The 22,979-nt window shown below is 73.6% G+C and carries 22 protein-coding genes; 4 read left to right on the top strand and 18 right to left on the bottom strand.

Annotated elements, in window-relative coordinates:
• Positions 1-12: 12 nt before the first annotated feature.
• Genes ACFYNO_RS27615 through ACFYNO_RS27580 form a run of 8 tightly spaced genes read right to left on the bottom strand, consistent with a single transcriptional unit; the run spans position 13 to position 6,576 of the window.
• Entirely contained in the window at positions 13-2,046 is a 2,034-nt protein-coding gene (locus ACFYNO_RS27615; protein WP_388018048.1) for an NADH-quinone oxidoreductase subunit L, read from the bottom strand.
• Positions 2,043-2,435 (bottom strand): NADH-quinone oxidoreductase subunit NuoK, encoded by a 393-nt coding sequence (gene nuoK / locus ACFYNO_RS27610; RefSeq protein WP_388018045.1) that lies wholly within the window; start codon positions 2,433-2,435, stop codon positions 2,043-2,045. Before nuoK ends, ACFYNO_RS27615 begins: the two co-directional genes overlap by 4 nt.
• A 6-nt stretch (positions 2,436-2,441) precedes the next feature.
• On the bottom strand, positions 2,442-3,092 hold the full coding sequence (locus ACFYNO_RS27605; RefSeq protein WP_388018042.1) for an NADH-quinone oxidoreductase subunit J: 651 nt from the start codon (positions 3,090-3,092) through the stop codon (positions 2,442-2,444).
• Positions 3,089-3,571: a 4Fe-4S binding protein gene (locus tag ACFYNO_RS27600; RefSeq protein WP_388018127.1), complete on the bottom strand. Its 483-nt coding sequence runs from the start codon at positions 3,569-3,571 to the stop codon at positions 3,089-3,091. The genes ACFYNO_RS27605 and ACFYNO_RS27600 overlap by 4 nt, the downstream gene beginning before the upstream one ends.
• A 50-nt stretch (positions 3,572-3,621) precedes the next feature.
• Positions 3,622-4,530 (bottom strand): NADH-quinone oxidoreductase subunit H, encoded by a 909-nt coding sequence (locus ACFYNO_RS27595; RefSeq protein WP_388018124.1) that lies wholly within the window; start codon positions 4,528-4,530, stop codon positions 3,622-3,624.
• Positions 4,531-4,580: 50 nt separating this feature from the next.
• A complete protein-coding gene (locus ACFYNO_RS27590; protein WP_388018039.1) occupies positions 4,581-5,534 on the bottom strand; it encodes an NADH-quinone oxidoreductase subunit C in 954 nt (317 codons plus the stop codon).
• Positions 5,531-6,169: an NADH-quinone oxidoreductase subunit B gene (locus ACFYNO_RS27585; RefSeq protein WP_388018036.1), complete on the bottom strand. Its 639-nt coding sequence runs from the start codon at positions 6,167-6,169 to the stop codon at positions 5,531-5,533. The genes ACFYNO_RS27590 and ACFYNO_RS27585 overlap by 4 nt, the downstream gene beginning before the upstream one ends.
• Positions 6,160-6,576 carry an NADH-quinone oxidoreductase subunit A gene (locus ACFYNO_RS27580; protein WP_388018033.1) on the bottom strand — a complete coding sequence of 139 codons (417 nt, stop codon included), beginning with the start codon at positions 6,574-6,576 and terminating at the stop codon, positions 6,160-6,162. Before ACFYNO_RS27580 ends, ACFYNO_RS27585 begins: the two co-directional genes overlap by 10 nt.
• 249 nt (positions 6,577-6,825) lie before the next feature.
• Here ACFYNO_RS27580 and ACFYNO_RS27575 point away from each other — a divergent pair, with 249 nt between their 5' ends.
• Positions 6,826-8,013: a sensor histidine kinase gene (locus tag ACFYNO_RS27575; RefSeq protein ID WP_388018030.1), complete on the top strand. Its 1,188-nt coding sequence runs from the start codon at positions 6,826-6,828 to the stop codon at positions 8,011-8,013.
• Between the two features lie 79 nt (positions 8,014-8,092).
• On the opposite strand, the gene ACFYNO_RS27570 is transcribed toward ACFYNO_RS27575, so the two are convergent.
• Both ACFYNO_RS27570 and ACFYNO_RS27565 read right to left on the bottom strand, forming a co-directional pair.
• Positions 8,093-9,241: a S1C family serine protease gene (locus tag ACFYNO_RS27570; RefSeq protein ID WP_388018027.1), complete on the bottom strand. Its 1,149-nt coding sequence runs from the start codon at positions 9,239-9,241 to the stop codon at positions 8,093-8,095.
• A 92-nt stretch (positions 9,242-9,333) separates the two neighbouring features.
• On the bottom strand, positions 9,334-11,772 hold the full coding sequence (locus ACFYNO_RS27565; RefSeq protein ID WP_388018024.1) for a PQQ-binding-like beta-propeller repeat protein: 2,439 nt from the start codon (positions 11,770-11,772) through the stop codon (positions 9,334-9,336).
• A 563-nt stretch (positions 11,773-12,335) separates the two neighbouring features.
• Between ACFYNO_RS27565 and ACFYNO_RS27560 the strand changes: the two genes are divergently transcribed.
• On the top strand, positions 12,336-12,983 hold the full coding sequence (locus ACFYNO_RS27560; RefSeq protein WP_388018021.1) for a TetR family transcriptional regulator: 648 nt from the start codon (positions 12,336-12,338) through the stop codon (positions 12,981-12,983).
• Between the two features lie 187 nt (positions 12,984-13,170).
• Here the strand turns inward: ACFYNO_RS27560 and ACFYNO_RS27555 are convergent, their stop codons facing one another.
• The 6 genes from ACFYNO_RS27555 to ACFYNO_RS27530 form a co-directional block, all read right to left on the bottom strand.
• Positions 13,171-14,115: a beta-ketoacyl-ACP synthase III gene (locus tag ACFYNO_RS27555; protein ID WP_388018019.1), complete on the bottom strand. Its 945-nt coding sequence runs from the start codon at positions 14,113-14,115 to the stop codon at positions 13,171-13,173.
• A gap of 129 nt (positions 14,116-14,244) precedes the next feature.
• The gene (locus ACFYNO_RS27550) at positions 14,245-15,186 is read right to left on the bottom strand and encodes a L,D-transpeptidase family protein (RefSeq protein WP_388018016.1); all 942 of its coding nucleotides are present in this window, start codon (positions 15,184-15,186) and stop codon (positions 14,245-14,247) included.
• 124 nt (positions 15,187-15,310) lie between these two features.
• Positions 15,311-16,474: an aminofutalosine synthase MqnE gene (gene mqnE, locus ACFYNO_RS27545; protein ID WP_388018013.1), complete on the bottom strand. Its 1,164-nt coding sequence runs from the start codon at positions 16,472-16,474 to the stop codon at positions 15,311-15,313.
• A 54-nt stretch (positions 16,475-16,528) separates the two neighbouring features.
• Positions 16,529-17,491, bottom strand: coding sequence for a threonine/serine dehydratase (locus ACFYNO_RS27540; RefSeq protein ID WP_388018010.1), 963 nt, complete (start codon positions 17,489-17,491; stop codon positions 16,529-16,531).
• Positions 17,492-17,499: 8 nt separating this feature from the next.
• Complete coding sequence (locus ACFYNO_RS27535) at positions 17,500-17,961, bottom strand: Lrp/AsnC family transcriptional regulator (RefSeq protein ID WP_388018007.1); 462 nt, start codon at positions 17,959-17,961, stop codon at positions 17,500-17,502.
• 63 nt (positions 17,962-18,024) lie between these two features.
• Positions 18,025-18,681, bottom strand: coding sequence for a UbiX family flavin prenyltransferase (locus tag ACFYNO_RS27530; RefSeq protein WP_388018004.1), 657 nt, complete (start codon positions 18,679-18,681; stop codon positions 18,025-18,027).
• 135 nt (positions 18,682-18,816) lie between these two features.
• On the opposite strand from ACFYNO_RS27530, the gene ACFYNO_RS27525 reads away from it, so the two are divergent.
• Complete coding sequence (locus tag ACFYNO_RS27525; RefSeq protein WP_388018001.1) at positions 18,817-19,569, top strand: cyclase family protein; 753 nt, start codon at positions 18,817-18,819, stop codon at positions 19,567-19,569.
• 106 nt (positions 19,570-19,675) lie between these two features.
• Entirely contained in the window at positions 19,676-20,386 is a 711-nt protein-coding gene (locus tag ACFYNO_RS27520) for an MOSC domain-containing protein (protein WP_388017998.1), read from the top strand.
• A 7-nt stretch (positions 20,387-20,393) separates the two neighbouring features.
• Here the strand turns inward: ACFYNO_RS27520 and mqnP are convergent, their stop codons facing one another.
• Together mqnP and ACFYNO_RS27510 are read right to left on the bottom strand one after the other, a co-directional pair.
• Positions 20,394-21,305, bottom strand: a complete 912-nt coding sequence (gene mqnP / locus ACFYNO_RS27515; RefSeq protein ID WP_388018120.1) for a menaquinone biosynthesis prenyltransferase MqnP — start codon at positions 21,303-21,305, stop codon at positions 20,394-20,396.
• 11 nt (positions 21,306-21,316) lie between these two features.
• On the bottom strand, positions 21,317-22,774 hold the full coding sequence (locus tag ACFYNO_RS27510) for a menaquinone biosynthesis decarboxylase (RefSeq protein ID WP_388017995.1): 1,458 nt from the start codon (positions 22,772-22,774) through the stop codon (positions 21,317-21,319).
• Positions 22,775-22,979 lie beyond the last annotated feature (205 nt).

Raw genomic sequence — 22,979 nt, 5'->3', positions numbered from 1 at the left:
GCGCCGGCGCGGTCATGCGCCCACCGCCACGAAGACCGCGATCAGTACCACGGCGGCCAGCAGGGCGCTCAGGTAGGTCTGGGCGTTGCCGGTCTGGCTGCGCCGGACCGCCCAGCCGAGCAGCCGGGCCGCGCCGCCGGAGCCCTGCACGTAGGTCTCCACCACCTCGCGGTCCAGGAACCGGACCAGCTCGGCGGCGGCCACCGTCGGGCGGACGAAGAGCCGGTGGTAGAGCCGGTCCACGAAGAAACCGTGCTGCGCGGCGCGGAACAGCGGGCCCAGCAGCAGCCGGCCCGGGTCGGCGACGGCCGGCGCGGGCTGCGGCCGGGGCGTGCCCAGGCTCTCGGCCGCGGGGGCGACGCCCTGCTCCGGCACCATCTCGGCCCGGGACCGCGCCGTCCGCCAGGCGGCCCAGCAGATCAGCCCGCCGGCCACGGCCAGGCCGGTGCCGACCACGGCGGTGGCGAGCGAGGGGCTGAGCGAGCCGCCGTCCAGCAGCTTGGGCAGCCACTGCGGGCGCACCCCGGCCACGCCGAAGCCGAGCGCCGGCACCGCCAGCACCCAGAGCGGCCAGCGCATCGCGGCGGGCTCGGCGTGCGCGGGGTCGGCCTCGTCCAGCTCCTTGGAGTAGGGCGCGCCGGGCTCGGGGCCGGTGGCGGCCGGGGCGGGAGCCCGGTCCGCCCGGCCGGGGAAGGCGAGCAGCCAGAGCCGGGTGGCGTAGGCGGCGGTGAGCAGCGCGGTCAGCCCGGCGGCGATCAGGACGATCCAGCCGGCCGCGCAGGGCACCGCGTCGGCCGGGCCGACGCCGTTGGTCAGCGCCTCGCCGTTGACGGCGTGCTCGGCGGCGGTGAAGACCGACTCCTTGCTGAAGAAGCCGGCGAACGGCGGCAGGCCGACCAGCGCCGCCAGGCCGATGCCGAGCGTCCAGCGGGCGTCCGGCACCCGGTCGCGCAGCCCGGGCAGCCGGGACATCGCGGAGAGCGAGTTGGTGTGGGCGGCGTGGATCAGCACGCCGGCCGAGAGGAAGAGCAGCGCCTTGAAGGCGCCGTGGCTGACCAGGTGGAAGACGGCGGCCTCGCGGTCGCCGCTGGCCAGCGCGCCGGCCATGTAGCCGAGCTGGCCGACGGTGGAGTAGGCGAGCACCCGCTTGATGTCGTCCTGGGCCAGCGCGCAGAGCGCCGAGCCGATCATGGTGACGGCCGCCAGTACCGCGAGCACCACCAGGGCCGCGCCGGACAGCAGGAAGACCGGCAGCAGCCGGGCCACCAGGTAGATGCCGGCCGCGACCATGGTGGCGGCGTGGATCAGCGCGGAGACCGGGGTCGGGCCGGCCATCGCGTCCGGCAGCCAGGTGTGCAGCGGGAACTGGGCGCTCTTGCCGGCCACGCCGGCCAGCAGCAGCAGGGCGGTCAGCGTCGGGTGCTGCAGCTGCCCGTGCGCGGCCGCGCTCAGCACGCCGGAGATCCGGAAGGTGTGCGCGTCCCCGGCCAGCAGGAAGATGCCGAACAGGAAGGGCACGTCGCCCAGCTTGGTGACCAGGAAGGCCTTGAGCGAGGCGGAGCGGGCGTCCGCGGTCTCCCAGTGGTGCCCGATCAGGAAGTAGGAGCAGAGGCCCATCACCTCCCAGCCGGCCAGCAGCACGATCAGGTCGCCCGAGTAGACCACCAGGAACATCGCGGCGGTGAAGAGCGAGACCAGGGCCGCGTAGGACGGGTAGCGCGGGTCCGCCTTGAGGTAGGCGGTGGAGTAGACCTGCACGCAGGTGGCGACCAGGCCGACCAGCACGGTCAGCACCGAGGTGTAGCCGTCCAGGTGCAGCGCGAGCGAGATGTCCGGGCCGCCGGTCGGGGTCAGCCGGGTGGCCGCGTCCAGGGACCGGCCGGTGCCCAGCTGCAGGGCGGCGACCAGCGCCAGCACCCCGGCCGCCAGCACCGGCAGCACGGCCAGCGGGCGGGTCCAGCCGGGCGCCCGGCGGCCGGTGGCGAAGGTGGCGGCGGCGCCGAGCGCGGGCAGCGCCGGGACGAGCGCGGGGAGAGCGGTGTTCACGAGACGGGCTTCCCCTTCGACACGTCCGACAGGATCGGCCCGGCGCCGTCCGCGGCCCCCGCCTGGGCCGGCACCTCGGCGGCGCGGTCGCCGAGCGCGGTCAGCCGGTCCACGTCGGAGGAGCCCCGGGTGCGGTAGACCAGCAGCACGATGGCCAGGCCCAGGCCGATCTCGGCGGCGGCCACGGTGATGGTGAAGAGGGTGAGCGCCTGCCCGGCGTGCAGCGCGTCGCGCAGCCAGGCGTCGAAGGCGATCAGGTTGAGGTTGACGGCGTTGAGCATCAGCTCGACCGACATCAGCAGCAGCACGGTGTTGCGGCGGGCGAGCACGCCGTAGACGCCGATGGCGAAGAGCAGCGCGGCGAGGACGGCCGGGTAGGCGAGGTGCATCGGGGGTCAGCGCTCCTGCCGGGTCGGGGCCGCGGGCGGCACCTTCGCGGTGCCGGTGCGGGCGGTGCGCAGCCGGCCGGCCCGCGGCTTGGCGCCGCCGCCGGTGCGGGAGATCACGATGGCGCCGACCAGGGCGGCCAGCAGCAGCACCGACAGGGCCTCGAAGGGCAGCACCCAGTAGCGGAAGAGCGAGGCGCCGACGGCCGCGGTGGAGCCGCCGCCCGCGCCCAGGTCGATCCAGGAGGTGCGGAAGGCGTCCGCCACCAGGGTCACCAGGGTGGCCGCGGTGGCCAGCGCCACCCCGAGGGCCACCCAGCGGTTGCCGGAGTCGGCGTCCGGCGAGCGGCCGATCGGCGCCTTGGTGAGCATCAGGCCGAAGAGCACCAGCACCACCACCGAGCCGAGGTAGATCAGCACCTGCACCCAGGCCACGAACTCGGCCGTGAGCAGCAGGAACTCCACGGCCAGGCCGCCGAGCGCGACCACCAGCCAGAGCGCGGCGTGCACCAGCTGGCGGGTGGTCACGGTGAGCACCGCGGCGCCGAGCACGGCCAGGCCGACCAGCACGAAGACGATCTCCACCCCGGTCGGGGAGAGGAAGCCGTGCGGCGCGGGCGCGAGCGGGCCGGCCGCCGCCAGCAGCTGACGGGCGGTCACGAGGCATCACCGGCCGCGGCGGCCGCCTTCTGCGCGGCCTTCTGGGCGGCCGCGATCTCCTTGGGCTCCTCGGCCGCCGGGTCCAGGGCGGGCGGGGCGGGCACCGTCCACATCCACTCGCGCAGCTTCTCGCGCTCGTGGGTCAGCTCGTGGATGTCCGTCTCGGCGTACTCGAACTCGGGCGACCAGAAGAGCGCGTCGAAGGGGCAGACCTCGATGCAGATCCCGCAGTACATGCAGAGCGAGAAGTCGATCGCGAACCGGTCCAGCACGTTGCGGGTGCGGGCCCGGGCGTTCGGGTCGGCCGCCGGCAGGGTCTCCTTGTGCGAGTCGATGTAGATGCACCAGTCCGGGCACTCGCGGGCGCAGAGCATGCAGACCGTGCAGTTCTCCTCCAGCAGGCCGATCACCCCGCGACTGCGCGGCGGCAGCAGCGGCTGGGTGTCCGGGTACTGCGCGGTGACTGTCTTGCGGGTCATCGTCCGCAGGGTGACGGCGAGGCCCTTGGCCAGGCCGGAGCCGGGGAGGTTCACTGGGTGATCGCCACCTTGATGATGCCGGTCAGGGCGAGCTGGAGGAGCGCGAGCGGGATCAGCACGGTCCAGGCGAACTTCATCAGCTGGTCCTCGCGCAGCCGGGGGAAGGTGACCCGGGCCCAGATCACCAGGAAGGCGAGCGCGAAGGTCTTCAGCAGGGTCCAGAGCCAGCCGAGGCTGTCCGGCAGCGGGCCGTGCCAGCCGCCCAGGAAGAGCACCGCCGTCAGCGCGGAGAGCACCAGGATGCCCGCGTACTCGGAGAGCAGGAAGAACGCGAACCGGATGCCGGTGTACTCGGTGTACGCGCCGAAGATGATCTCGGAGTCGGCCACCGGCATGTCGAACGGCGGGCGCTGCAGCTCGGCCAGTCCGGCGGTGAAGAAGACGAAGGCGCCGATCGCCTGCCACGGCACCCACCACCAGTGGAAGGCGGCCATGATGCCGGTCAGCGAGACGGTGCCGGCGGCCATCGCCACCGAGGCCCCGGCGAGCAGCATCGGCAGCTCGTAGGACATCAGCTGGGCGGCCGTGCGCAGGCCGCCGAGCAGCGAGAACTTGTTCGCCGAGGCCCAGCCGGCCATCAGCGAGCCGAGCACCCCGATGCCCATCACGGCGAGCACGAAGAACAGGCCCGCGTCGACGGCCTGGCCGACGAACCCGTGCGGGCCGACCGGGATGGCCAGCAGCACCACCAGGTAGGGCAGCAGCGCCACGGCCGGCGCGAGCTGGAAGACCCTGCGGTCGGCGCCGGCCGGGACCACGTCCTCCTTCTGCGCGAACTTGACGCCGTCGGCGACCAGCTGGGCCCAGCCGTGGAAGCCGCCGGCGTACATCGGGCCGAGCCGGCCCTGCATGTGGGCCATCACCTTGTGCTCGGTCTGGCCGATCACCAGCGGCAGCATCAGGAAGACCACCAGCGCGGCGACGCAGCGCAGCAGCGTGTCGAGCAGGTTCACGCGCCGTCTCCGTCCTCGGTGCTGCCGGGCTTCTCGGGTGCCGGGGCCGGGGGCTCGGCCGGTTCGTCGTAGGCGGGCACGGGCGAGTGCCAGGGCGCGTCCGCGCTCCGGGGCCGCGCCGCCTTGGGTTCGGCGGGCGTCTCGGGAGCGGCGGGGGCCTCGGGAGCAGCGGGCGTCTCGGGAGCGGCGGGCTCGGCAGGCGCGGCGGGAGCCGCCGGGGCCGTCTGGCTGGTCGAGCCCTCGGTGATGCTCCGGTTGCGCCGCGGCCGGTCCGCCCGCACCGGCGGCGCCTCCCCGCCGGCCGCACCGGCGGCCGCGCGCGGGGTCCGGGCCGCGCGGGCCGGGCGTTCGGCGACCGGCGGCAGGGTGCCCTTGAGCGGCCCCCACTCGTTCGGGTCCGGCACGCCGGGCGGCTGCATCTTGCGCCGCGCCGGCCCGTCGCCGTGGTCGCTCTCGCCGGGCTCCTTGGCGCCGGGCCAGGCCTTGGCCACCCGGGCCGCCAGCACGAACTCCTTACGCAGCGGGTGCCCCTCGAAGCCCTCGGGCAGCAGCAGCGGCACCAGGTGCGGGTGGCCGGTGAAGGAGATGCCGAACATCTCGTGCGTCTCCCGCTCGTGCCAGGAGGCCCCGGCGTAGACCCCGGCGGCGGTCGGCAGCTCGGCCGCCGCCCGCGGCACCCGGGTGCGCAGCAGCAGCCGCCGCACCGCGCCGGTCCCGTCCGGCTCGCCGACGGCGGCCAGGTGCGCGCAGACCGCGAAGCCGTCGGCCAGCTCGTCCACCGCGCTGAGCCAGTCGAAGAACCGCAGGCCCAGCCCGTCCCGGACCGCGGTCAGCGCCTCGATCCAGTGCTCGGCGGGCACGTCCACGGTGATCAGCTCATAGGCCCGGGCAGCGCTCGCCCAGGGCCCGATGGCGGCGGCCGCCGCCTCGGGGGTGAAGTCGGTGCTCACTGCGCACCCCCGGGACCGGGCAGCAGCGGCCGGCGCAGCGCGTCGGCGGACGGGCCGCTGTAGCGGGCCTGGAGCGACTCTGTGGCGATCTTCTCTTGGAGCTTGAGGATCCCCTGCAGCAGCGCCTCGGGCCGCGGCGGGCAGCCGGGCACGTAGACGTCGACCGGGATGATCTGGTCCACGCCCTTGGTCACCGAGTAGGAGTCCCAGTAGGGGCCGCCGGAGTTGGAGCAGGCGCCGAAGGAGATCACGTACTTGGGCTCCGGCATCTGCTCGTAGAGCCGCTTGACGGCGGGCGCCATCTTGTCCGTCACGGTGCCCGAAACGATCATCAGATCGGCCTGCCGGGGCCCGGGGGCGAACGGGATCACGCCCATCCGGATGAAGTCGTGCTTGGCCATCGAGGCGGCGATGAACTCGATCGCGCAGCAGGCCAGGCCGAAGTTGAAGCACCAGAGGCTGTAGCGGCGCCCCCAGTTGAGCACCACCTTGACCGGGTCCGGGGCCAGCCGGGAGAGCGGCCCGAGCCGGCGCTGCTCCAGCGCCCCGGGGCCGGGCCGGGCCGGGTCCGGCAGCCCGAGCGGCACCGGTCCCTCCCCGCCGTGGCCGTGGTCGTGGCTGTGGGTCACGTCCATTCCAGAACGCCCTTCTTCCAGGCGTAGAGCAGCCCCACCGCGAGGAAGCCGAGGAAGACGAACATCTCGACCAGGGTCCCCGCACCGAACCCCGCGGCGGCGAAGACCGTCGCCCACGGGAAGAGGTAGATCGCGTCCACCGCGAAGATCACATAGAGGAAGGCATAGACGTAGTAGCGCAGCTGGGTGTGCGCCCAGCCCTCACCGACCGGGTCCACTCCGCACTCGTAGCTGAGCAGCTTCTCCGGCGAGTGGATGACCGGTCGCAGCAGCCGGTTGGCGCTGAACGAGACGGCGACGAAGAGCACGCCGATCACCGCCAGCAGACCGACGGCCGCATAGGCGTCGAAGTAGCCGCTCCCCGACGCGGGGTCGGCCGCGAGGGCAGCGGCCCGGGGCCCCTCCATGCGTTCGCCTCCAGCGGTCTTTACCCGTTCCATAACCTCGGTACGGCGTGAGTCTATGGCCACCGTCCAGCTCCCCCGGTACCCCGCCCGACCCGTAAGACACCCGACGAGACGATCACCACACGAAGAACACGGCGCCTGGTGGGGATAACCCCCGGCTCGGAACGGGCACCGCCCCCCGTGCGCCGACCGCCCCGCTCTTGCCAAGCTTGGCTACCGCAGCGCCCCTTGGACGAACGGACGGAGACGATGGACAGACCGCTCTACGGTGCCCGGATGTGGCGGGAGGTCCGGCACCACCTGCTGAGCCTGCCGATCGGCATCGCCTCCTTCGTCTTCACCGTGGTCACGCTGAGCGTCGGCACCTCGCTCAGCCTCACCGTGATCGGCCTGCCGCTGCTGGCCGCCGGCCTGCGCGGCTGCCGCTCGCTGGGCGGCACCGCCCGCGCCCGGGCCCGCCGCGCCTTCGACGCCCAGGTCGCGGAGCCGCAGCCGGTGGAGGCCGCCCGGCCCGGCCGCTACGGCCGGGTGCTGGCCACCCTGACCGACGGGCTGAGCTGGCGCTCCGCGCTCTACTGCCTGCTGATGCTGCCCTGGGGGATCATCAGCTTCACGGTGACCCTGGTGCTGCTGGTGGTCGGCTGGCCGGTGCTGCCGTTCGTGGTCCGCTGGCTGGGGATGGCGCACCGGATGCTGGTCGAGCTGCTGCTCTGCCCGAGCATCGCCGAGCGCCGGGTGCGCGAGCTGGAGGAGGACCGCGGGGTGGTGGTCGACGCGGCCGCCGCCGACCTGCGCCGGATCGAGCGCGACCTGCACGACGGCGCCCAGGCCCGGCTGGTGGCCCTGGCCATGGACCTGGGCCTGGCCAAGGAGAAGCTGCTGGACACCGAGCTGTCCGCGGAGCAGGCCTCGGCCGCCAAGATGGTGGACGCCGCGCACGGCGAGGTGAAGCTGGCCCTGCAGGAGCTGCGCGACCTGGCCCGCGGCATCCACCCGGCGGTGCTCACCGACCGCGGCCTGGACGCGGCGCTCTCCTCGGTGGCCGCCCGCTGCACGGTGCCCGGCGGGGTGCGGGTCAACGTGGACCTCTCCGGCCCGGACGGCCGGGCCGAGCGCCCGGACTCGGCGGTGGAGGGCATCGCCTACTTCACCGTCAGCGAGCTGCTCACCAACACCTCGAAGCACGCGGGGGCCTCCCGCGCCACGGTGGACGTCTGGCGCTCGGCCGACCGGCTGATGCTCCAGGTCACCGACGACGGCCGGGGCGGGGCGACGGCGCCCGGCGGCGGCTTCCGGCCGGGCGGCGGGCTGGCCGGCCTGGCCGAGCGGGTCGGCTCGGTGGACGGGGTCTTCCTGGTGGAGAGCCCGGAGGGCGGCCCGACCTCGGTGACGGTGGAGCTGCCCTGGCGCACCAGGGCGGCCCGCACCGGCCGCTGACCGGCGCGGGCCGCCCGGCGGGCGGCGGTCCGGCGGCGTGCCCTTGCGCGGTGCGCCGCCGGACCTGTTCAACGGGGGATCAGGAGAGCGTCCCCAGGGTCACCTGCGCGGTGCTGCTCTGGCCGTTGCGGGTGTAGGTGACGGTGGTCTGGCTGCCGGGGGTGAGCCCAGCCAGCGCCGTGGTCAGGTCGGGGAGCGAGGTGACGGCGGTGTCGCCGACCTTGGTGATCACGTCCCCGGCCTGCATCCCGGCCGCGGCGGCCGGCCCGCCCGCCGTGGTGCTGACCACCAGCGCGCCGGCCGGCTTGAAGTCCGCGGTGTAGTAGTTGCGGGCGCTGATCCCGAGCGCGGCGCGGCCGGAGTTGGTGACCTTGCCGTCCTTGATCAGCTGGTCGGCGATGCTGGTGATGGTGGCGCTCGGGATGGCGAAGCCGATGCCGGGCGCGGCGCTGCCGTTCAGCTGCTGGTCCACCGCCGCCAGGGTGTTGATCCCGATCACCTGGCTGGAGAGGTTCACCAGCGCGCCGCCGCTGTTGCCGGGGTTGATCGCGGCCGAGGTCTGCACCATGTTGCCGATGGTGGCGCCGGGCGAGTCGGCGCTCTTCGGCTCGGTGACGGTCCGGGCCAGCCCGGAGACGATGCCCTGGGTGACGCTGCTGGACAGGCCCAGCGGGCTGCCCATGGCCAGCGTGATCTGGCCCAGCTCGACCTTGCCGCTGTCGCCGAAGGCGGCGGGCTTCAGGCCGCCGGGCGGGCTGCTCAGCTTGATCACCGCGAGGTCGGAGTCGGGGTAGCTGCCGACCAGGGTGGCGTCCAGCTGGTTGGTGCTGTTGGCCAGGCTGACCTGGAAGGTGCTGGCGCCGCCGACCACGTGGGCGTTGGTGACGATGTCGCCCTTGGTGTCGTAGATGATCCCGGAGCCGAGCCCGGAGCCGGTGGTGATCTGCACCACCGAGGGCAGCACGTTGCCGATCACCCGCTGGTAGTCGTCCTGGAGGGTGTTGCCGCTGCTGGGCGCGGCGGAGGCGGCGGTCGGGGCGGCGGAGCCGGTGGTCGAGGCCGAGGAGGAGGACTTGCTGCTGCTGGTGCAGCCGCTCAGCGCCAGCGCGGCGCAGAGAAGCACGGCGGCGGCGCCGACGGCCTTGGGTCCGGTGGGCCGGGGTCCGCTGGGGATCGGGCGGGTGTGATCCTTCGAGGGATGCACCTGGCTGCCTCCGGTTCCGTGCATGCGGGCGTGCTGAACCCGGCCCTGGGCCGGGCTTTGTCAGCATTTCACCTTTATGTCCGAATCCACGGCATGGCGCGCCGCCGCGCGCCCGCTCAACGCTGCTCGGGCACCGCCGTCCCGAAGACGGCGTCCAGCGCGTAGACGCAGCGGTCCTTGCTGCTCACGAAGACCCGCCCGTGCGCGGCCACCGGAGAACCCGTCAGCTCGCCCTTGGTGCCCAGCTCCCAGCGCAGCCGGCCGGTGGCCAGGTCCACGGTGTGCAGCGAGTGGTCCCGGCTGCCCAGGTGCACCAGCCCGTCCGCGGCGGCCGGCGCGCCGACCACCTCGCCGCGGGCCGAGTAGCGCCACAGCTCCCGGCCGTCCGCGGTGTCGAAGGCGAAGAGCGTGTCGCCGCTGGCGATCAGCGCCGTCCGCCCGGCCAGCACCACCGGCTCGGCGCCCTGCCGGCTGGCCGTCCGGGCCTGCCAGCGCACCCGCCCGGTGGCCGCGTCCAGCGCGTACAGCGTGCCCAGGTAGTCGGCCACGTAGACGGCCGGGGACGGCGAGTCGTCCAGCACCGGCGGGGTGAAGAGCGAGACCGGCGCGTCGAACCGCCAGTGCTGCGCCCCGCCGGCCGCGTCCAGCGAGTAGACCGCCGTGCCGGCCGTGACCAGCACCCGGCCGCCGCGCACCGCCGGACGGGACGGCACGTCCTCGCCGACCGGGAAGCTCCAGCGCGGCAGCCCGCCCCGGGCGTCCAGGCAGCGCAGCCGCCCGCCGCCGTAGTAGAGCGCCGCGCCGCCGACCAGGGCCGGCCCGGACTGCTGGTTCTCGTAGTCCTGCTGGGCGTCCTCGGTCCGCCACAGCTCCGCGCCGTTGGCGGTGGAACGGGCCTGCACCCCGCCGCCGCGCAGCCCGCAGAGCAGCACCCCGTCGGCCGCGTCCAGCGAGTAGACCCAGCCGTCCAGCGAGGTCCGCCAGCGCTCGGTGCCGTCGGCCACGTCCACGGTGTAGAGGTGCGGCCCGTCCGCCGCGTGCAGCCGCCCGGCGTCGACCGCCACCGCCCAGGCCACGTCCCGGGTCTTGTAGCGGCGCCGGCCGCTGGAGATGTCCAGCGCGTGCACCTCGAAGCTGGAGATGAAGAGCGTGCCGTCGGCCACCAGCGGGGTGCCCCAGACGTCGTTGGACATCCGGAACCGCCACGGGCGCCAGCGCGGCCCGCCGGCCGGCTGGGCCGGGGCGGCCGTGCCGGCGGCGCCCGGCTCGGCCCTGCGGATCCAGTCGGTGCCGGCCGGCACCGGGCCGCTCAGCTGGCCGGTGTCGGCGTGCGCCTGCGGCCCGGGCCCTATCCGCACCGAGGCGCCGGGCAACTGCACCTCGGCGGCGGGGGCGCGGCGGTGGGTGCCCAGCTTGGCGGTGCTGACCTCGGCGACCGACCCGCCCTGCGGCGGCAGCTGACCGGCGCCGGCCGGCCGCGGCTCGCCGCCCTCCGGCCGCAGCGGGGCGGCCCAGGGCTCGCCGGCCGGCGGCCCGGCGTGCGCGCCCACCGGCGCCTGCGCGAGGTAGGGCGCGGGCACGGCCGGCGGGGACTGCGGCAGCGGCGGCGCCTGCCGCACCGGCTCGGACTGCGGCTGGGGGGCCGGGCGGGCGGCGGGCGCGCTGCGCCGGCCGCGCTTGCGCTCGATCAGCTCCAGTGCGGAGGGCGGCAGCCAGTCGCCGCCCTCCTCCCCCGCGTCGTCCCGGGAGAAGAGGTGCGGGGCCAGCTCGGCCTGGATCTGCGCGGGCGTCGGCCGGTGCTCCGGGGCCGGCCGCATGCAGGCCCGCACCAGGTCCACCAGCTCCACCGGCAGCCCGGACAGGTCGGGCTGCTCGCGCAGCAGCTTGAACACCGTCTCCACCGGGTTCCCGCCGCGGAACGGCGCGTGGCCGGTGGCGCAGAAGACCAGCAGCGAGCCGAGCGAGAAGACGTCGCTGGCGCCGGTGACGCTGCGGCTGTCCTTGGCCTGCTCCGGCGACATGTAGGCGGGGGTGCCGACGGCCACGTTGGTCATCGTCAGCCGGGTGTGCGAGACGCCGGCCGCGATGCCGAAGTCGATCACCCGCGGGCCGTCCTCCACCACCAGCACGTTGGAGGGCTTGAGGTCGCGGTGCACCAGCCCGGCCGCGTGGATCGACTGCAGCGCCTCGGCGATCCCGGCGATCAGCCAGCGCACCGCGTCCACCGGCAGCGGGCCGCACTCGTCGACCAGGTCCTCCAGCGAGGGCGCGGGCACGTAGGCGGTGGCCAGCCAGGGCACCCGGGCGTCCGCGTCGGCGTCCACCACGGCCGCGGTGTAGAAGCCGCCGACCGTCTTGGCCGCCGCGATCTCCCGGGCGAAGCGGACCCGGAACAGCTCGTCCTCGGCGAGTTCGCCGCGGACCGTCTTGATCGCGACCCGGCGGCCGGAGGCGGACCGTGCCAGGTACACCAGCCCCATCCCGCCGGCGCCGAGGCGTCCGAGCACCTCGAAGGGCCCGATCCTCCTCGGATCCTGTGCCGTCAGCTGGTCCACTCGGCTGCCACCTCCCCGTCCGCACGCCACCCTCCCCCAGCCTTCGGCCGGGCGGTACCCCCGTGGGGCCGGGACCGATTCTCCAATGCCCCTGCCGTCTGAGCCAATCTCCCCCCGCCGGGGGGGGGGGGGGGGGGGGGGGCCCCCCCCCCCCCCCCCCCCCCCCCCCCCCCGCCCCCCCGCGCCCCCCCCCCCCCCCCCGGCGGCGGGGCGCACCCCGGGGGGGGCGGCAACCTTTTCCCCCCGCCCCCGCCGTTCTGACCAAAACCCCCCCCGGGGGGGGGGGGGGGCGGGGGCCCCCCCCACCGCACCGATCCGGCCACGGCGTCAGCTCGGCCGGATCCGGGCCGAACTGACGGCGGTTCGGCAAGGTCACGGCAATCGAACACCGCGCTACGCAGAGCTACCCGAGTCCCCCTCAGCCCACGCGCCGTCACTCTGTGCCGCCATCAGCACACGGGGGGGCTCCGAATATCCCTATCTCCCGACCGATTAGCACCCCGAGCGGACTAATAGTCGCATCACCGAATCGCGCCATGATCGGTGCGCGGTAAGCTGACGGCATGACAGGACAAGTTCGCACCGTCGACGGTCGCGTCGCCGGGCGACGCGGACAGGAGACGCGGCAGAAGCTGCTCGACTGCCTCCGCGAGATGCTCAGCACGTCGCCGTACCGGGACGTCAAGGTCATCGACGTCGCCCGTATGGCGGGTACCTCCCCCGCGACCTTCTACCAGTACTTCCCCGATGTCGAGGGCGCCGTCCTTGAGATCGCCGAGGAAATGGCCAAGGACTCCGTCGAGCTCAAAGAGCTGATCGACGGAAAGTCCTGGGCGGGAAAGTCCGGCACCACCACCTCCGAAGAACTGGTGGACGGATTCCTCGCCTTCTGGCGCAAGAACGATGCCATTCTGCGAGTGGTCACACTCGGTGCCGCCGAAGGGGACAAGCGGTTCTTCAAGATCCGCATGACCGTCCTCAACTCGGTGGCCAAGCCGCTCACAGATGCCATCAAGGAACTCCAGGCCAAGGGCCAGGCCGACAAGGCGCAGGACGCGGCGGCCACCGCCGGGTCGCTGATCTCGCTGCTCGCCTCGGCGGCCGAGCATCAGAAGGCCTTCACCTCCTGGGGCGTCAAGGTCAAGGACCTGAAGCCCACCCTCGCCCCCCTGGTCTACCTGGGCATCACCGGCAAGAAACCACCCAGGTAGCCCGTCCTACGACCCGCAGTACAACTGAATCGACCAGTACTCGCGCGCGGCCCCGGCCCTCCTGTCCGGTGCAACGACGGGCGGCGGCCGTGTCCTCGGGGGAGGTTCGCCGACGTACCGCAGCGCGCGGGCCAACGCCGACGGCGGTGTGCTGAGCACACCGCCGTCGGTCGTTCCGCGTCCGGGCTCAGGGGCAGCGCACCACCTGGCCGGCGTAGGCCAGACCGCCGCCGAAGCCGAAGAGCAGCACCGGGTCGCCGCTGCTCAGCTCGCCGCGCTCGACCAGCTTGCTGAACGCCAGCGGGATGGACGCCGCGGAGGTGTTGCCCGAGTCCACCACGTCGCGGGCGATCACCGCGTCCGGCGCGCCGAGCTTCCCGGCGATCGCCTCGATGATCCGCAGATTGGCCTGGTGCGCCACGAAGCCCTTGAGCTCGCTCGGGTCGATCCCGGCCCGCTCGCAGGCCTGCCGGGCCAGTGGCGCGATCCGGGTGGTGGCCCACCGGAAGACCGCCTGGCCCTGCTGGGAGATGACCGGCTTCCAGCCGCTGATCACCACCGCGTCCTGCTTCTCCGGCTCGGAGCCCCAGAGCACCGGGCCGATGCCCGGCTCGGCGTCCTCGGGCTGCGCCTCCACCACGGCGGCGCCGGCCCCGTCGGCGAAGATCACCGCGGTCGACCGGTCGGTCCAGTCCAGGGTGTCGCTCATCCGCTCCGCGCCGATCACCAGCGCCCGGGTGGCGGCGCCGGCCCGGATCGCGTGGTCGGCGGTGGCCAGCGCGTAGGAGAAGCCGGAGCAGACCGTGTTGATGTCGTAGGCGGCCGGGGTGGCGATGCCCAGCCGGGCGGCCACCGCGCAGGCGGTGTTCGGGCTGCGCTCCACGGCGGTGCAGGTGGCCACCACCACCAGGTCGATCTCGGCGGCCGTCAGGCCGCTGGCGGCGAGCGCCTTCTGGGCGGCCTCGGTCGCCAGGTCGACCAGCGTCTCGTCCTCGGCGATGTGGCGTTGGCGGATGCCGACCCGACTGCGGATCCACTCGTCGTCGGTGTCCAGCACCATGGCGAGGTCGTCGTTGGTGAGCACTTTCGGCGGCTGGTAGTGGCCGAGCGCTACGATGCGGGAACCGGTCATGGTGCCACTCAAATGGTTACTGGCGAGTCTCTTGAACGCGCCAAGTGACAATGTACGGTCGCAGAGACTGTAGGACACGCACAACAGCCCTTGCACCGCAACGCCACGCCGGGCAAACCCCGAGAATTCTCACGTGGCCAGCGAGGCCGTGTCCCCCATCACGATCACCGGGTGGGCTGCCGGGTCCAGGGTCCGCACCAGGGCCGCCATGTGGTCCTCGGAGACCGAGATGCAGGCGTGGGTCGGGCCGCCGTGGTCCACGTGCAACCAGATCCCGCCGCCCTTCTGCTCGCCCATCGGCTCCCGGGAGTCCAGCGGGGAACTGCCCACCACCCGGTTGTAGTCGATCGCCACCACGTAGTCGAAGGCGCCCGCCAGCGGCTCGCCGTCGAAGCCGTTGCCGGTGGCGACGAAGCCGCGGTCCTGGTGGTACGGCAGCTTGCTGCCCGGGTCGGCATTCAGGCCGCCGGCGTCGCTGAGCGTGAACACCCCGATCGGGCTGCGCAGGTCGCCCACCTGGTGGTCGGCGGTCCAGCCGGAGTAGCCGTTGTGGGCGGGCCAGGTCTCGCCGGGCCGCCAGCGGTTGTCCGGGGTGCGGCTCCACAGCGTCACGGTGGCGTCGGAGCTGTCCTTGCCGCCGCCGGTGGCCAGCACCACCTGGTTGGCGTCGGCCGGGATCTTGGCCAGGAAGCCCGCGCCCAGGCCGGGGATCGCGGCGTAGCTGCCGTCCGCCCGGTCCGAGCGGTCGGCCGCCGGGGTGCCGCTGTGCGCGTCCGAGGGCAGCGGCTGGGCGGGTGCGGCCTGCTGCGGGGTGGCCTGGCCGGTCGGCAGGGTGGACGGCAGCTCGGGCGCGGCCTGCGGCACCCCGGCGGCCCGGCCGTGCGCCGCGAAGGCGCCGCCGGGGCCGAGCGCGAACCACCCGGCGGCCGCGGCCAGCAGCAGCGCCGCGGTGCCGGGCAGCGCCCGCCGCCGGGGCCGCGCCTTGCGGCGCCGGCCCCGGGAGCCGCCCCGCTCCGCCGACGGCGGAGCGCCGGCGCTTCGGCGGTGTGCGGCACGATGGGATCCGGACATGCGCTCGATCCTCCCAAAGGGATAACCGATCGGTAAACCCGGGCCGCCCTAAATCCTGGTGAAGACCCCAGATCCTCTTGAATGAGGCGAGCGGTGCTGGTGAAGGCCGTGCGAGCCGGCCGGCTCAGAGGCGCATCGCCTGCGGAACGTCCCGCCGGCCGAGATCCGGGCCCGGGTACTCGCGAATCACCTCGTACCGGGTGTTCCGCTCGACCGGCCGGAAACCGGCGTCCCGGATCAGGTCCAGCAGGTCCTCGCGGCCCAGCTTGTTCGGCGTGCCGAAGTTGTCCGCGTCATGGGTGATCTTGTACTCCACGACCGAGCCGTCCATGTCGTCCGCGCCGTGGCTGAGCGCCAGCTGCGCGGTGGTGACGCCGTGCATCACCCAGAAGACCTTGACGTGCGGCACGTTGTCGAAGAGCAGCCGGGAGACCGCGAAGGTCTTCAGCGCCTCGGCGCCGGTGGCCATCTCGGTGCGGGCCATCAGCCGGTTGCGGACCACGCCGTCCTTGGAGTCGTGGAAGTCGTGCTGGTAGCGCAGCGGGATGAAGACCTGGAAGCCGCCGGTCTCGTCCTGCAGCTCGCGCAGCCGCAGCACGTGGTCCACCCGGTGCCGGGGCTCCTCGATGTGGCCGTAGAGCATGGTGCACGGGGTCTTCAGCCCCTTCTCGTGCGCCAGCCGGTGGATCCGCGACCAGTCCTCCCAGTGGGTCTCGTGGTCGACGATGTGCTGGCGGACCTCCCAGTCGAAGATCTCCGCGCCGCCGCCGGTCAGCGACTCCAGGCCGGCGTCGATCAGCTCGTCCAGGATCTCACTGGCGCTCAGACCGCTGATCTTCTCGAACCAGTGGATCTCGGTGGCGGTGAAGGCCTTCAGCGAGACGTTCGGCAGCGCCGCCTTCAGCTCCCGCAGCGAGCGCGGGTAGTAGCGCCAGGGCAGCGTCGGGTGCAGGCCGTTGACGATGTGCAGCTCGGTCAGCGACTCGCTCTCCATCGCCTTCGCCAGCCGCACCGCCTCCTCGATCCGCATCGTGTAGGCGTCCTTCTCGCCCGGCTTGCGCTGGAACGAGCAGTAGGCGCAGGAGGCGGAGCAGACGTTGGTCATGTTGAGGTGGCGGTTGACGTTGAAGTGCACCACGTCGCCGTTCTTCCGGGTGCGCACCTCGTGCGCCAGCCCGCCCAGCCAGGCCAGGTCGTCGCTCTCGTAGAGCGCGATCCCGTCCTCGCGGGTCAGCCGCTCACCCGAGTGGACCTTCGCCTCCAGCTCACGCTTCAGCCCTGCGTCCATGCGGTGACCCGCCTCCCTGTCCTTCGATTCCACAGTCCGGACACGAGACTACGCCTAGGCCGCCAGCAGCTCCGCCAGCAGTGCCGGTTCCAGGTTCCCGCCGCTCACCACGGCCGCGAACACCCGGCCGCCGAGCTCCTTCGCCCGGTAGAGGTAGGCGGCCGTGGTGACCGCGCCGGAGGGCTCGGCGACCAGCCGGCCGCGCCGGGCCAGCACCGCCACCGCGTCCCGGATCTCCTGCTCGGAGACCGTCACCACCTCGTCCACGTAGGCCTGGAAGTGCTCGAACGGCAGCACCCCGATCGAGGGCTGGCGCAGTCCGTCCGCGATCGTCCGGTAGGTGTCGGACACCGGCCAGACCACCCGGGTGCCGGCCCGCAGGCTGCCCTGCGCGTCGGCGGCCAGCTCCGGCTCCACCCCGATCACCCGCACCCCGGGGGTGGTCAGCTTGATCGCCGCGGCGGTGCCGCCGATCAGCCCGCCGCCGGAGACCGGCACCAGCACGGTGTCCAGCTGGTCCGGGGCGTCCTCGCCGATCTCCAGCCCGACCGTGCCCTGGCCGGCGATGATGTCCGGGTCGTCGTAGGGCGGCACCCAGACGTAGCCGTGCTCGCGCACCAGCTCGGCCGGCACCTCGTCACGGACCTCCGGGGCGACCATCAGCACCTCGGCGCCGTAGGAGCGGGTGGTGGCCACCTTCACCCCGGGCGAGCCGTCGGGCATCACGATCACCGCCCGGATGCCCAGCAGCCGAGCCGCGTAGGCCACCGCCTGCGCGTGGTTGCCGCTGGACTGGGCCACCACGCCGCGGGCCCGCTCCTCGGGGGTGAGCGCGGCCAGCCGGTTGTAGGCGCCGCGGATCTTGAAGGAACCGGTCGGCTGCAGGCTCTCCGGCTTCAGCCAGAGCCGCCGCCGGCCGTCGTCCGCCCACGGGCAGGGGACCAGCGGGGTGCGCACCGCCACCCCCGCGATCCGCCGCTGTGCCGCCCGCAGCTCCTCCAGCCCGACCAGTGCCATTCGCTACCTCACTCCCCAGCGTCCAAAGGCAGTTCGCTGACCCGGTTCTCCCACTTGGTGGAGAGCACCACGGTGGTCCGGGTGCGGGCCACCCCCTTGGTCCCGGAGAGCCGCTTCACCACCGACTCCAGCCCCTCCACGTCCGGGACCCGGACCTTGAGCATGTACGAGTCGTCACCCGCGATGAACCAGCAGTCCTCGACCTCGCCGAGGTCCTTCAGCCGGTGCGCCACGTCCTCGTGGTCCGCGGCGTCGGTGAGCTGAAGGCCGATCAGCGCCGTGACCCCGAAGCCGAGCGAGGCCGGGTTCACCGTGGCGCGGTAGCCGGTGATCACCCCGGCCTGCTCCAACCGGTTGATCCGGTCCGTGACGCTCGGTCCGGACAGGCCCACCAGACGGCCCAGTTCCGCATAGGAGGCACGCCCGTTCTGGCGCAGTGCCTGGATGAGCTGTCTGTCCACCGTGTCCATGTACCGTCCCGCGTCCTTCCGAGCAGATATCGCAGAGAACATACTCTCCCGGCAACTGCCTTCTTACGCCCCCCGCGCCGCTCGGTCCGCCCCCAGCTCGCCCGCCCAGCGGCGGTAGAGGCGGTGCGGCACCCCGATCGCGTCCAGCACCCGGCCGGCCACGAAGTCCACCAGCTCCTGCGCGGTGGACCCGCCCGCGTAGAAGCCGGGCGAGGCGGGCAGCACCACGGCGCCGGCCGCGTCCAGCTCCACCAGGTGACGCAGCGTCACTCCGTCGAGCGGCGTCTCGCGCAGGCAGACCACCAGCGGGCGGCGCTCCTTCAGGGTCACCGCGGCGGCCCGCTGCAGCAGGTCCTTGCTCAGGCCCAGCGCGATCCCGGCCACCGCGCCGGTGGTGGCGGGCACCACCAGCATCCCCTTGGCCGGGTAGGAGCCGCTGGACGGGCCGGCCGCGAAGTCGCCGGCCGACCAGTAGCGGACGTCCGAGAGGTCCTGCCCGGCGCCGATCCAGGCAGCCAGGTCGGCCCGCCAGTGCGCGTCCCGGAAGGAGATGCCGGTCTCGTCCAGGATGGTCAGCCGGGCCGCCCGGGAGACCACCAGGTCCACCGCCTCCCCCGCCGCCAGCAGCGCCCGCAGCACCGCGGCCGGGTACGGCGTGCCGGAGGCCCCGGAGACCGCGAGCACCCAGGGCCGGCGGATCGTTCCATGTTCGTTCTCCACGCCACCGGACCCTAGACCCTCGGACCCTCGGGCGGCGGCCGCGCGGCGCCCGGCCCCGCTCCCCCGGCCTGCGGACGGACGGCTTCTGCGTCACCCACCCCCGACGGCGGGCGGGTCTTGCGGGAGGATGACCCCGTGACTCCGGTTCTGCACGACCTCACCCATCAGGTCACCACCGGCATGCCCGTCTACCCGGGCGACCCCGAGGTGGTGCTGCGCCCGGTACTGACCACCGGCACCGCCGGGGTCAACCTGCTCGCGGTGCACCTCGGCTCGCAGTCCGGCACCCACCTGGACGCGCCCTACCACGTGGACGTCACCTGGCCCACCCTGGACGGGCTGCCGCTGGAGCGCTTCACCGGGCCCGCCGTGCTGGCCGACCTGCGCGCGCTGCCCGCCCGCAGCGCCGTGACGCCCGAGCAGCTGGCGCCCGCGCTGGCCCGGGTGGTGCCCGGCGCGGTGCTGCTGCTGGCCACCGGTTGGCCCCGCTTCTGGGGCACCGAGCGCTACCTGGCCCACCCCTACCTCACCCCCGCCGCCGCCACCGCGATCGCCGAGGCGGGCGTGCGCACTGTCGGGGTGGACGCGCTCAGCGTCGACCCCACCGCCGACCCGGGCCCGGCCGACCCGGCCGTCGCCGCCCTGCTGGCCGGCCTGGCCGACGAGCACGATCCCGGCCAGGGCGCCCCGGCCGGCCTCCCGGTGCTGGACGCCCACCGGATCCTGCTCGGCGCCGAGGGCGGCGGCGTGATCGCCGAGAACCTCACCGACCTCACCCCGCTGCTGGAGGCCCAGGCGCGGGAGAAGCCGATCACCGTCTCGCTCTTCCCGCTGCGCCTCGCGGCGGCCGACGGCGCCCCGGTCCGGGCGGTGGCCGCGGTCGGCTGAGCCGCCGGGGCCGCCGGGCGGCCTGACGGGCCGTCCGCTGAGGCACCGTCCGATTCCCCACCCTTGGTCTAGACCATCCTCCGGCCCGCCGATAAGCTGACCGGCCATGGCAGAGATCATCGGAGTCGTCGAACGGCTCTGGCGCTACCCCGTGAAGTCCACCGCCGGGGAGCGGCTGAGCGAGGTGACCCTCGATGAGCGCGGCCTGTCCGGCGACCGGCTCTACGCGGTGCGGGACGGCGGCGGCCGGATCGGCTCCGGCAAGAGCACCCGGCGGTTCCGCCGGATGGACGGCCTGCTCCGGCTCGGCTCACGGCTCGGGCACCGGCTGGACCGGCCCGAGCTGCTCGACCCGCTCGGCCGCCCGGTCACCGACCCGACCGCCTTCCTCCGCGCCTACCTGCAGCGCGCCGACGTCGAACTGGCCCGCGAGGACGGCGTCTCGCACTTCGACCAGCAGGCCGTCAGCCTGCTCTCCACCGCCACCCTGGACTGGCTGCGCGAGGCCCTGCCCGAGACCCTGGTGGACGAGCGCCGGTTCCGCCCCAACATCGTGCTGCGCACCCCGCCCGGCACCCGCCCGTTCGTCGAGGACGACTGGCTGGGCCGGGAGGGCTGCTTCGGCTCCGGCGCCCGGCTGCGCTTCACCGGCTCCAGCGAGCGCGGGCTGATGTCCGCCACCGCCCAGCCCGGCCTGCCGCACGCCCCCGAGTTGCTGCGGCTGATCGCCACCGAGCACGGCAACCGGCTGGACGCGCTGGCCGCGGTCGGCGCGCCCGGCCCGCTGCGGGTGGGCGACCGGCTGAAGCTGCTCTGAGCCCCCGTCAGGCGAACCGCAGCCCGCGCAGCACCAGGTCCAGCAGGGCGAAGAGGAAGAGCGAGATCCCGACGAAGCCGTTGATGCTGAAGAACGCCCGGTTCAGCCGGGAGATGTCGTGCGGCTTCACGATCGAGTGCTCGTAGAGGAAGGCCCCCACCACCACGGCCAGCCCGACGTAGAAGGCCGGACCGGCGTGGGTCAGCACCCCGTACCAGGCCAGCAGGCCGGTGGTGACGGCGTGGCAGGCCCGGGCCCCGTGCAGCGCGCCGGCCACCCCGAACCGGGCCGGCACCGAGCGCACCCCCTCCGCCCGGTCGGCGGCCACGTCCTGGCAGGCGTAGATCAGGTCGAAGCCGCCGATCCAGACGCCGACCGCCAGGCCCAGCACCACGGCGTCCCAGGACCAGCTGCCGGTGACCGCCAGCCAGGCCCCGATCGGCCCGATCGCCTGCGCCAGCCCGAGGATCGCCTGCGGGAAGTCGGTGAACCGCTTGCCGTACGGGTAGACCACCATCGGCACCACGGCCACCGGGGCCAGCGCCAGGCAGAGCGGGTTGAGCAGCGCGGCCGCGCCCAGGAAGACCAGCAGCGCCACCGCCGAGCCGGTGTAGGCGGTGCGCAGCGAGACCGCGCCGGTGACCAGCTCGCGGCCCGCGGTGCGCGGGTTCCGGGCGTCCAGCTCGCGGTCGATGATCCGGTTGGCGGCCATCGCGAAGGTGCGCATGCCGACCATGGCGATGGTGACGAGCAGCAGCTCGCTCCAGTGGATCCGCTTGTCGGCCAGGAACATCGCGGTGAAGGAGGCGATGTAGGCGAACGGGAGGGCGAAGACCGAGTGCTCGATCATCACCAGGCGGAGGAACGACGACACACCCCCGCTTCCGCGGGGCGACTGACCTTCGCCCTCTACGCCCAGCGTGTCGGTGCTCACAGCCCGTATTCCTTCCAGCGCTTCGTCACCAGCTCCGCGGTCGCCGGGTCCGAGGTGATCATCTCGGGCCACCCGCCGTCGCGGGTGTAGCCCTCCTCCGGGAGCTTACGGGTCGCGTCGATGCCCGCCTTGCCCCCCCAGAACTTCTGGTAGGAGGCGTGGTCCAGGTGGTCCACCGGCCCCTCGACCACGCTCAGGTCACGGCTGTAGTCCACGTTGCCCAGCGCCCGCCAGGCGACCTCCTGGTAGTCGTGCACGTCGCAGTCCGCGTCCACCACCACGATCAGCTTGGTGAGCGACATCATGTGTGCGCCCCAGATCGCGTGCATCACCTTCTGCGCGTGCTTGGGGTACTTCTTGTCGATCGAGACGATCACGCAGTTGTGGAAGCCGCCGGCCTCCGGCAGGTCGTAGTCCACGATGTCCGGCACGATCACCTTGAGCAGCGGCAGGAAGAACCGCTCGGTGAACTTGCCCAGCGGGCCGTCCTCGGTCGGCGGGCGGCCGACCACGATGGACTGCAGCAGCGGCCGGCGGCGCATGGTGACGCAGTCGATGGTGAGCGCGGGGAAGGGCTCCTGCGGGGTGTAGAAGCCGGTGTGGTCGCCGAACGGCCCCTCCGGCAGCAGCGCGTCCGGCTCCAGCCAGCCCTCCAGCACCACCTCGGCATCGGCCGGCACCTGGAGCGGCACGGTGCGGCAGTCCACCATCCGCACCCGCTCGCCGGCCACGAAGCCGGCGAACAGGTACTCGTCGATGTCGCCGGGCAGCGGCGCGGTGGCCGCGTAGGTCACCACCGGCGGGCAGCCGAAGGCGATCGCGACCGGCAGCTTCTCGCCGCGCCGGGCGGCCACCGCGGCGTGGTTGCGGCTGTCCTTGTGGATCTGCCAGTGCATGCCGATGGTCCGCTTGTCGTGCCGCTGAAGCCGGTAGAGGCCCAGGTTGCGCACGCCGGTGTCCGGGTCCTTGGTGTGGGTCAGGCCCAGGTTGAAGAAGGAGCCGCCGTCCTGCGGCCAGGTGAAGAGGGCGGGCAGCCGGTCCAGGTCCACGTCCTCGCCGGTCAGCACCACCTCCTGCACCGGGGCCTCGGCGCTCTTCACCTTGCGCGGCGGCACGTGGGTCATCGAGGCGAGCTTGCCGAAGGCGTCCCGCACACCGGTGAAGCCGTGCGGCAGCTCGGGCCTGAGCAGGCCGGCGATCTTCTCCGCGATGTCCTGCGGCGACTTCAGGCCGAGCGCCTTGGCGAGGCGCCGCTCGGTGCCGAAGACGTTCATCGCCAGCGGCATCGAGGCGCCCTTGACGTTCTCGAAGAGCAGCGCCGGGCCCTTGGCCTTCTGCACCCGGTCGACGATCTCCCCGATCTCCAGGTGGGGGTCGACCTCCGCCTTGATGCGCTTGAGGTCGCCTTCGCGTTCCAGGGCCCGCAGGAAGGAGCGGAGATCGTCGTATGCCATGGCAGCAGTATCGGGCACGCCGCCGTCCGGCCCCGCCGCACCCCGCCCGGAGCGGGCGCGCGGGCGGACCGGGGGGTGCCCGCCGGGGCTTTTGGCGTATCCCTACGATTGCCACCGTGTGAACAGCCGCTCGACCGCGGTTCGTGGCCGGATCACCGGCCTCCGGGCGAACTGCCCGATTTCGGGCCGTTCGAGGGTGGCCGCA

Origin of the sequence: Kitasatospora sp. NPDC006697, from assembly GCF_042869935.1 — a bacterium.
Classification (GTDB): domain Bacteria; phylum Actinomycetota; class Actinomycetes; order Streptomycetales; family Streptomycetaceae; genus Kitasatospora.
Note: the sequence above shows the minus strand (reverse complement) of the source record. Positions and strands in the feature narration are given on the sequence as shown.

Bases quoted from the DNA above. Each gene is read 5' to 3' on its own strand.
- nuoK (WP_388018045.1), bottom strand. From the start codon at position 2,435: ATGCACCTCGCCTACCCGGCCGTCCTCGCCGCGCTGCTCTTCGCCATC.
- ACFYNO_RS27600 (WP_388018127.1), bottom strand. From the start codon at position 3,571: ATGACCCGCAAGACAGTCACCGCGCAGTACCCGGACACCCAGCCGCTG.
- ACFYNO_RS27595 (WP_388018124.1), bottom strand. From the start codon at position 4,530: ATGCTGCCGCTGGTGATCGGCCAGACCGAGCACAAGGTGATGGCCCAC.
- ACFYNO_RS27585 (WP_388018036.1), bottom strand. From the start codon at position 6,169: ATGGACGTGACCCACAGCCACGACCACGGCCACGGCGGGGAGGGACCG.
- ACFYNO_RS27580 (WP_388018033.1), bottom strand. From the start codon at position 6,576: ATGGAGGGGCCCCGGGCCGCTGCCCTCGCGGCCGACCCCGCGTCGGGG.
- ACFYNO_RS27575 (WP_388018030.1), top strand. From the start codon at position 6,826: ATGGACAGACCGCTCTACGGTGCCCGGATGTGGCGGGAGGTCCGGCAC.
- ACFYNO_RS27570 (WP_388018027.1), bottom strand. From the start codon at position 9,241: ATGCACGGAACCGGAGGCAGCCAGGTGCATCCCTCGAAGGATCACACC.
- ACFYNO_RS27560 (WP_388018021.1), top strand. From the start codon at position 12,336: ATGACAGGACAAGTTCGCACCGTCGACGGTCGCGTCGCCGGGCGACGC.
- ACFYNO_RS27555 (WP_388018019.1), bottom strand. From the start codon at position 14,115: ATGACCGGTTCCCGCATCGTAGCGCTCGGCCACTACCAGCCGCCGAAA.
- ACFYNO_RS27550 (WP_388018016.1), bottom strand. From the start codon at position 15,186: ATGTCCGGATCCCATCGTGCCGCACACCGCCGAAGCGCCGGCGCTCCG.
- mqnE (WP_388018013.1), bottom strand. From the start codon at position 16,474: ATGGACGCAGGGCTGAAGCGTGAGCTGGAGGCGAAGGTCCACTCGGGT.
- ACFYNO_RS27540 (WP_388018010.1), bottom strand. From the start codon at position 17,491: ATGGCACTGGTCGGGCTGGAGGAGCTGCGGGCGGCACAGCGGCGGATC.
- ACFYNO_RS27535 (WP_388018007.1), bottom strand. From the start codon at position 17,961: ATGGACACGGTGGACAGACAGCTCATCCAGGCACTGCGCCAGAACGGG.
- ACFYNO_RS27520 (WP_388017998.1), top strand. From the start codon at position 19,676: ATGGCAGAGATCATCGGAGTCGTCGAACGGCTCTGGCGCTACCCCGTG.
- ACFYNO_RS27510 (WP_388017995.1), bottom strand. From the start codon at position 22,774: ATGGCATACGACGATCTCCGCTCCTTCCTGCGGGCCCTGGAACGCGAA.